Below are 7,259 nucleotides of genomic sequence, written 5' to 3' on the forward strand. Positions count from 1 at the left end.
ACCGGCCGGAACCGTCCGCCGGCCGACCAGGGCTCCCCCCCCCGCCGGCCCGCCCGGACCCCTCTCCCGGGCGGGCCTCCTCGTCGGACGCGCCGTCAGGCCTGCGATTCGTCGACGTCGGTGAAGTACCGGCGCACCCAGTCGACGGACCGTTTCCGGACCTGGGCGAGACCGGCGATCTTCGGGTCGGGGTGCCCGCACAGCTCCTCCAGCAGGGCGAAGGCGGAGCGCACGTCCCGCGACGGCGGCCTGCGCTTCTCCTTCTCCCACTTCGCGATCTCCCCCGCGTCGCCGATATGCCGTTCGAGGCCGAGGACGACCCCCCGGTGAACACGCGGCCGGTCCGACGAGAGCAGCTCGCCTATCTCGGTCCACCGGCCCTCCTCCGCCAGTCGCGCCACGAGGCCGGCGGCACAGCGCTCCGTCACGACCGCCCGGCCGCCCAGACCCGCGCGCAGTGCCGCCTCGGCGGCCGGCCTGGTCTCCGGGTGGCGCATGAGACCGCCCAGGGCGAACGCGGCCTCCCGCCCGGGATCCATCGTGAACCGCACCTGCCCCCCGTGTTCGGGCGCGTGCACCGCGGTGCCGGAGGCCAGCAGGGCGGACAGCTCCTCGACGACGTCGAGTGCCATGCCCTCACCCCGGGAGAGATCCGCCGTGGCCCGGCACGCACGGTGCAGCACGAGCAGCGTGTCGTCCCCGAGCAGGCGCCGGAGGAGTTGCCCGGTCGCGGCCCGCTGCAGGCCTCCGCCTTTCAGCGCCTCCCAGACCCATGCTCCCGGACGGCGGCCGTACAGTTCGACGGCCTGCTGCGCCTCTCCGCGGCGCAGGTGCTCCCGCAGGGCCGATGTACGATCGACGGCGGGCGGCCGCGGCTCGACGGCGGGGGGATCCCCGTCGAAACGCGCCGAACCGATGGCCGCACCGCCGAACACCGCCCCGTCGAGGAGGACCCCGGTGAAGTCGGCTCCGGTGAGATCGGCCAGGCTGAAGTCCGCGTCCCGCAGGTCGGCCCCGCGGAAGTCCGCCCCCGGCAACACGGCGCCCCGGAACGACGCGCGGACCGGCCGGGCATCCCGGAAGACCACCTCCTCACCGTCGGCCAGGTCGAACATCGCCTCCTCCAGTCCCGCCCCCTGGAAGTCGGCGTGGGAGAGCAGCGCCTGGCGGAAGCCCGCCCGGGGAAGCTCCGCCCGCCGCCACTGGCTCATCGTGGAGCGCACACCGGAGAAGGAGACGCTCTCACCGACGGCGTCCTCGAAACCGCACTGGAAGAGCGTGGCTCCGCTGAACCCCGCCCGGTCGCACCTGACACCGATGAAGTCGCAGTCCATGAGGTGAGCCCCGGAGAGGTTGGCTCCGGACAGATCCGCCCCGGAGGCGTCCAGGAAGTCCGCCTCCAGGCGGGGGAGCCACGCATCCGCGAGGTCGAGGCCCCGCGCGGCGACGTCCTCAAGCCGGGCCCGTCCCCGGGCGGACTTCTCCAGTTCCTCGCGCGTGACCGCGCGCCGCTCACCAGGCATCGTTCTCCATCCACCGTGCTCCGTCCACCGTGCTCCGTCCACCGTGCTCCGTCCGCTCCGGACACCGCAGCTTCCAGCCTCCCGGACGAACCCGCTTCCCGCGCATCGCCCCTCCGCGGGAGAACTCACGCCGCGGACTCCTCGTTGGGTGAGGAGAGCACCGGGATTCCGGTGTCCCGGGAGGAGAACCGAGAGTGGACCCGACGGTGGACCCGACGAAGGACAGCCGAACGACGACGGCACGCGCTGGGGCGCCCGCAGAGGTGCCCGGGGAGGCACCTGCGGAGGCGGCACCCGCAGAGACACCCGCGAGGGCGGCACCCTCCCGCCGACCGGAGCTCGACGTGATCCGCGTCCTGGTGGTGGTGGGGCTGATCTTCTTCCACTCCGCCCTGGTGTTCGACGCCCGTGACGACTACTACGTGAAGAACCCCGAGACCACCGAGGTCACCACGATCATCGCCGGTCTCGCCGTGGTGTGGGCGATGCCCGTTCTCTTCCTCATCTCCGGACTGGGCTCACGGCACTCGTTGCGCCGCCGCGGTCCCGGCGGGTTCGCTGCGGAACGGCTGCTCCGGCTCGGCGTGCCGCTGGTCTTCGCCACCCTCACGATCATCCCGGTGCCGCAGTGGCTGCGGCTCCGGGCCGATCCCGGCTACCACGAGTCCTACCCGGACTTCCTCCCGCGCTTCTTCGCGGTGCGGCTGGACCCGGCCGAGTTCCCCTTCGTCCTGCAGGGCGAGCACTTCGAGACCGGCCATCTGTGGTTCGTGGTGCTGCTGCTGGCCTTCTCGCTCCTGCTGGCGCCGCTGGTCCGCCTGTTCCCCCGGGATCGGGGACGTCGCCTCGTGGACCGTCTGGCCACGGCGGTGAGACGGCGCGGCGTCATACTGCTCCCGGCGATCCCGGTCTCGGCGATCAGCGCGCTGGCGGGGCTGGAGGAGTCCTACGCCGGGTGGAGCCGCTGGGCGTACCTGCTGTTCTTCCTGTACGGGTTCGTGCTCGCCTCCGACGAACGGTTCCGGACGGCGATGCGCCGCGACGCCATCCCGGCGGCTGTCGCCGGCCTGGTGCTGTTCCTGGGCGCCATGCCCGGATTCCTGATCACGTCTGAGGCTCCCGGCGGTGATCCCCTCACCGACCTGACCCCGCTGGCGATCGGCTCGCGCGCGCTGTACGGCGCGGCGGGATGGTGCTTCCTGGCCGGAATCCTGGGCCTCCTCGACCGCCGCCGCGCTCCGGCTCCCGGCTGGTATTCCGCGGGGGATTCCCTGCGGAATGCCGAGAGCGGTTCCCCCGGGAACGGAACACCGCCCAGCACCCCGTCCCGGCGGGTCTACGCGTATCTGGCCGCGGCCGTCCTCCCCGTGTACATCCTGCACCAGCCGATCCTCGTCGCGGTCGCCTACGGTGTGGTGCGCTGGGACGCCCCGATGGGGGTCAAGTACACGGCGATCGTCACGGCGACGCTCATCCTGACCCTGGCGGCGTACGACCTGCTGGTACGGCGCACGCGAGTGACCCGGTTCCTGTTCGGCATCCGCAGCTAGTGCCGCATCAGGCAACGTTCACCCCGTTGCGATCGTCGTCCGGTCGCTGCGCCGGACGATGTGTTGCCGTCCTGCAGCCCACGTACCGGGGCGGACGGCCCAAGACCTTCACCCTGCCCGAGCGCCGCGAGATCAAGAAGATCGCCACATCGAAACCGGCCGGGAACCCCGGCCCCGCCGCCGGGCGACCTACACCCGCCCGCACGGGGTCCGGCATCTGTTCACCGCCTACGACCTGGGAAAAGACAAGGTCTATGGGCACACCAAGCCGAGGAAGCACCGGACGAGGTTCCTGAGTTCTGCCGCTACCTGCGCAGTCTGTATCCGCCCGAGATGCGGATCGCGATCGTGTGCGACGACTTCTCCCCGCACCTGAGCACGAAGCGTGACGGCCGGGTCGGTGACTGGGCCGCGGCGAACAATGTCGAGATCGCCTACACGCCGACCGACAGCTCGTGGCTGAACCGTATCGAGGCCCAGTTCACCGCGCTGCGCTACTTCGCCCTGGACGGTACCGACCATGCCGGCCGCAAGGAGCAGGGCAGCATCATCCGCCGCTACATCATCTGGCGCAACCGCCATGCCGACGACCGACGCCTACGCGCCGTCGTCGACAGGGCGAACGTTGCCTGATACGGCAATAGCCAGTTCGGACAGGTCGTCGGGGGTGACGGGGGCTCGCCCCGGAGTGTGGACACGGGTTGTTATGCGGCGAGCAGCACCCTATCGGTGGTCTGCTGCTCGTAGTCGATCGGGCTGAGGTAGCCCAGGGTGGAATGTCTCCTGCGGGTGTTGTAACGGGTGATCCACTTGAAGACGGCCAGGCGGGCCTCACTCACCGAAGACCAGCCCTTGGCACCCTGCAGCGTCTCGCGTTTCAAGGTGGCGTTGAACGCCTCCGCCGCGGCGTTGTCGGCGCTGGTGCCCACGGCGCCCATGGATTGGCGCACGCCGAGCTCGGCGCAGACCTCGGCGAAGGCGGCCGAGGTCTGCGCCCCATGATCGGCATGAAAGATCGCGCCGTGCAGGCTGCCCCGCATCGCGGCGGCCGCGCGCAGCGCGTCGCTCACCAGCTCGGTGCGCATATGATCGGCGATCGACCAGCCCGCCAGCCGGCGTGAGCCCAAGTCCAGCACGGTCGCCAGATACAGGAACCGGCCCTCGGCGACGGGCAGATAGGTGATGTCGCCGACATAGCGCCGGTTCGCAGCCGGCGCGGTGAAGTCCCGCCGGATCAGGTCCGGCACTTTCTGATGGGACGGCTCGGGCACCGTGGTGCGCACCTTGGTGCGCAGGTGCAGCCCGACGATGCCGAAACGGCGCATCACCCGCGCGATGCGCTTGTGGTTGACCCGGCGGCCCCGGGCGTGCAGCTCGGCGGTGATGCGCGGGCTGCCGTAGGTGCCGTCGAACTCCGCGTGGATCTGCTTGATCTCCTCCGCCAGGGCGGCATCGGCCGCGGCCCGCTGCGCCCGGGCCGGCGCCGCCTTGCGCCACCGGTAAAAGCCCGAGCGCGACACCTTCAGCACCCGGCACAGCCGCTTGACGCCGAAGGCGCCCGCGTGGTCGTCAACGAACTCGAAGCGGCTCACCAGTTCGTCTCTCCGGCGAAATATTTCGCGGCCCGGCGCAGGATGTCACGCTCCAGCTCCAACTCCCGGATCCGGGCTTTAAGCTGCTTGTTTTCTGCTTCCAGCACGTCGTCGGACGATAGCGGGACAGGCATCGGTTTGCGTGCCGGGCCCGTCTGTTTGGCTCCTGCGGTGCCGTCCGCCTGCGCGGCGCGCACCCAGTTGCGCAGCGTCTCGCGGCTGATGCCCAGATCTTGAGCGACTGAGGCGAGCGTCCGCGCCGGATCCGACAGGTACAACGCGACGGCGTCGGCCTTGAACTCCGGCGGGTACGACTTCATCGCCACGTGGAACTCCTTGTCTCCGGATCTCCATCATCCGGTAGTCAAGGTGTCCACACCCCGGGGCGAGGGCCCGACCATGACCATCATCAGCAGGCCGCGGCGGACGGCCGTCCTCGCCTTCGCACTGAGGAAGGCCACGCGGCCCGGCAGGGTGGATGTCAACTTTGGGGCCGACGGGCTCGGTTGGTCTCGCGGACGACCGCCCACGCGTCGGCCACGGGGCCCAGGTGCCGCAGCTTGTCGGGGTTGATCACGGCTCGGATGGTCTGGATCTGCCCATCCGAGATGTCGAGGGTCAAGGTGTTGACGATCCTGCCGTCCCGGTCGCGGAAGATCGCGCCTGGCTGGCCGTTCACCTCGTGCGGCTCCACGAGGCCGCCGATCCGGATGAACGGTGCGACGAACGCGGCCAGCATCCGGGCCACGTTCTCGGCGCCGAAGACACCTGTGCCCCACAGCGGGGCCTTGCCGCCGCCGTCGCCGACCATCTGCACGTCGGCGGCCAGCAGCTCGCGCAGCCCGGCCACGTCGCCTTCGCGGAAGGCGTCGAAGAAGCGTCCCGCCAGTTCCTCCCACGCCTGGCGATCGGCGGCGAAACGGGCGCGGCCGGCGTCCATGTGGCGGCGTGCTCGTACGGCGAGCTGGCGGCAGGCCGCCTCAGAACGGCCGACCGCGGCGGCGACCTCGCCGAAGCCGAACCCGAACACCTCGCGCAGCACGAAGACCGCCCGCTCCAGCGGACTGAGCCGTTCCAGCAGCAGCAGGGCCGCCATCGAAACCGTGTCGGCCAGCTCCGCCGAGCGCTCAGGGTCCTCGTACGGGTCGGCCAGCAGCGGCTCGGGGAACCACTGCCCGGCATATTCCTCCCGCCGCATGCGTGCCGAGCGCAGCACGTCGATCGCGATTCGCGACACCATGGCCGACAGGAACGCCTTGGCCGACGCAGGCCGGGTCGGGCAGGCCTCGTAGCGCAGCCAGGTCTCCTGGACGGCGTCCTCGGCCTCGCTCACGCTGCCCAGGATCCGGTAGGCGATGGAGAACAGCAGCGGCCGTAGCTCTTCGAACTCCCGGGCCCGGCTCACGCCGGCTCCTTCCTGCCGTCGTGCCGCCAGGACCGGCAGAGCACTCGCCGCGCCTCGTGGCGCCGCTCCCTCAACGTCGCCCCGGACTTTCCCTCCTCATCGACCATGAACACCCGCACAACACATCACCTTTCTGACGTCTGCGTCTATCTCCGCTAACCATGACGAGACAGGCAGGTCGTTCTGTGACACGTCAGGCGGGACAGCGAAGGAAGGCCGCATGGGCGTGCGATCGCCCATGATCTGCCGATGTCACAGAACGGCGGGGCTGTCTCGTCCCGGGAAAAACAGCCTCCGAGAAGGACGATGGTCATGCGTATCGCAGTCTTCGGCGCCAACGGCCCCACCGGCCGCCTGCTCACCGGCCAGGCACTCGCAGCCGGACACCAGGTTGCCGCGATCACCCGGCAGCCGGGCTCCTTTCCCCTGCGCCATCGACGGCTCGACGTCGTCGGCGCCGACGTGCTCGACGCCACCGCCGTCGACACCGCCGTGGCCGGGCAGGAGGCGGTGCTGTCGACGCTCGGCGTGCCCCCGGGCAAGGAACCCATCACCACCTATTCGCGCGGGGTGGCCAACATCGTCGCCGCGATGAAGCGGCACGGGGTGCGCCGGCTCGCCGTGGTGAGCTCGAGCGGCGTCGACCCGCGCCCGTACTCCGACGGCGGCTTCCTGTTCAACCGGGTGATGCTGCCCTACGTGACCCGGGTGCTGGGCAAGACGCTGTACGACGACATGCGGCGGATGGAGGCGCTGGTCCGCGCCAGTGATCTCGACTGGACGATCCTACGCCCGAGCGGGCTCTACAACCTGCCGTCGGTCACCGACTACACCCTCGTCGAGGGCCACGCCGACGCCAGGTTCACCTCCCGGACGGACCTGGCCGCGAGCATGCTGGCCTTGCTGGATGACGACCGTTACGTCCGCGCCACCATCAGCGTCATCACCACCGTCGGCAACCCCACCCTGCTCCAGTGGATCCGCCGCGAGGCATTGGCCAAAGGCTGAGCCGGTCTCCTCCGGGCCTGATGCGGCACTAGGCCGGTCTTCTTTGGGCGAGCAGCCCCTCAAGCACCTCACGAAGAGGTTCAGAACCACGAGACGGCGCAAGTCCTTGAATCCGGAAAGCCCCGTAAACGCGAAAAAGGGCCACCCACAAGGGTGACCCTCTTTCAAACGATTGTCCGGC

Annotated in this window: 6 protein-coding genes; 3 read left to right on the forward strand and 3 right to left on the reverse strand. The window is 70.2% G+C overall.

Translation table 11 applies throughout. The features are described from left to right. Window positions 1–95: 95 nt before the first annotated feature. On the reverse strand, window positions 96–1,523 hold the full coding sequence (locus IEZ08_RS19770) for a pentapeptide repeat-containing protein (protein WP_189242644.1): 1,428 nt from the start codon (window positions 1,521–1,523) through the stop codon (window positions 96–98). A 344-nt stretch (window positions 1,524–1,867) separates the two neighbouring features. Here IEZ08_RS19770 and IEZ08_RS19775 point away from each other — a divergent pair, with 344 nt between their 5' ends. Continuing rightward, window positions 1,868–3,073 (forward strand): acyltransferase family protein, encoded by a 1,206-nt coding sequence (locus IEZ08_RS19775; protein ID WP_229803299.1) that lies wholly within the window; start codon window positions 1,868–1,870, stop codon window positions 3,071–3,073. A gap of 333 nt (window positions 3,074–3,406) precedes the next feature. After that, the gene (locus tag IEZ08_RS19780; protein WP_229803301.1) at window positions 3,407–3,706 is read left to right on the forward strand and encodes a hypothetical protein; all 300 of its coding nucleotides are present in this window, start codon (window positions 3,407–3,409) and stop codon (window positions 3,704–3,706) included. Window positions 3,707–3,777: 71 nt separating this feature from the next. On the opposite strand, the gene IEZ08_RS19785 is transcribed toward IEZ08_RS19780, so the two are convergent. Together IEZ08_RS19785 and IEZ08_RS19790 are read right to left on the reverse strand one after the other, a co-directional pair. Then, window positions 3,778–4,991 (reverse strand): IS3 family transposase gene (locus IEZ08_RS19785; RefSeq protein WP_373294367.1). Its coding sequence is split into 2 segments (ribosomal slippage): window positions 3,778–4,682 and window positions 4,682–4,991, totalling 1,215 coding nucleotides; the frame shifts between segments, so codons are not numbered across the junction. A gap of 155 nt (window positions 4,992–5,146) precedes the next feature. After that, a complete protein-coding gene (locus IEZ08_RS19790; RefSeq protein ID WP_189242646.1) occupies window positions 5,147–6,070 on the reverse strand; it encodes an RNA polymerase sigma-70 factor in 924 nt (307 codons plus the stop codon). Between the two features lie 312 nt (window positions 6,071–6,382). Between IEZ08_RS19790 and IEZ08_RS19795 the strand changes: the two genes are divergently transcribed. Then, entirely contained in the window at window positions 6,383–7,078 is a 696-nt protein-coding gene (locus IEZ08_RS19795) for an NAD(P)-dependent oxidoreductase (RefSeq protein ID WP_189242647.1), read from the forward strand. Window positions 7,079–7,259: the final 181 nt, after the last annotated feature.

This window comes from Planobispora rosea (assembly GCF_014648175.1).
Classification (GTDB): domain Bacteria; phylum Actinomycetota; class Actinomycetes; order Streptosporangiales; family Streptosporangiaceae; genus Planobispora; species Planobispora rosea.

Excerpts from the sequence above, each read along its gene's own strand:
- IEZ08_RS19780 (WP_229803301.1), top strand. The coding sequence starts at position 3,407 with ATGCGGATCGCGATCGTGTGCGACGACTTCTCCCCGCACCTGAGCACG.
- IEZ08_RS19795 (WP_189242647.1), top strand. The coding sequence starts at position 6,383 with ATGCGTATCGCAGTCTTCGGCGCCAACGGCCCCACCGGCCGCCTGCTC.
- IEZ08_RS19770 (WP_189242644.1), bottom strand. The coding sequence starts at position 1,523 with ATGCCTGGTGAGCGGCGCGCGGTCACGCGCGAGGAACTGGAGAAGTCC.